General features: G+C 52.0%; 1 protein-coding gene. It reads right to left on the bottom strand.

The features are described from left to right. Positions 1 to 874, bottom strand: an 874-nt coding sequence (locus tag ACFFK0_RS30675; RefSeq protein ID WP_377475273.1) for an IS1595 family transposase, incomplete at its 3' end; no start/stop codon positions are given. Between the last annotated feature and the right edge of the window lie 29 nt (positions 875 to 903).

Genomic DNA, 903 nt, shown 5'->3' on the forward strand with positions numbered 1-903 from the left:
CGGTTGAAACACAGGCTGTCAGCAGTCGATTGAACAACTGGCCTTCAAACCGTCTGCGGTTGGTGCGGAAGCAAAATTCATCCAAATACGATTGCAGGTGCTTGGAAGCCAAACCATGGTAGGTACCACCGATAAACGCTTTGGCATTGGAAATCATGGTGTGCAGCCATTTCAGATGATCTGGGTTTTCCTTGACGTTAAACTCGAGCGGCTGGTGATCGTAACCTTCCTCTGCGAGCTTTCGATACGAGCTGTAAGCATCGCTGCTGATAGTGGCGCCGGGCTTGATATGGTGCCGTGCAAAATCGACCAGCGTCTTGCCTTTGACATTCGGGATGACCTTCATTTTCACATATTGCGGCGCTCCTTTCCTGTCCAGCGATACGGCTGCCAGTACGGGTGTTTGTTCCGTGCCGCGACCGCGTTTACCGCCTTCTGTCGGTGCTCCGAAGAACGCGTCATCCAGTTCGACCAAACCGGCCAGTTGGTAGTGGGCATCGCGATCTCCCATGGCTTTGCGAATCTTGTGAAGCATTAACCATGCGGTTGGGTAGGAGATTTCCAGTTCGCGCGAAAGGAAAACCGCGGAAACGCCGCGTTTATCATGCGCCACAAGGAAAATCGCCCAAAACCAAGTCAGCAGCGGCGTATGGGATTTATGCATAATCGTGCCGGCGGTAACAGAAGCCTGATGCTTGCAGCGCGTGCATTGATACAGCTTACGGCTTTCCAGAAAGTAGAACGCATCGTGCTCGCATTTGGGGCAACAGAAGCCGTTCGGCCAGCGGATCTGAAACAGATGCTCGCGGCATGCGTCATCCGAATGAAACTTCTCTTGAAATCTCTTTAACGTCATCGCTTCTTGTTGTACCATGCCAACCACTCCAGAACATTTGTTTGCAT

This window comes from Paenibacillus chartarius (assembly GCF_042432825.1).
In the GTDB taxonomy this organism is placed as follows: domain Bacteria; phylum Bacillota; class Bacilli; order Paenibacillales; family NBRC-103111; genus Gordoniibacillus; species Gordoniibacillus chartarius.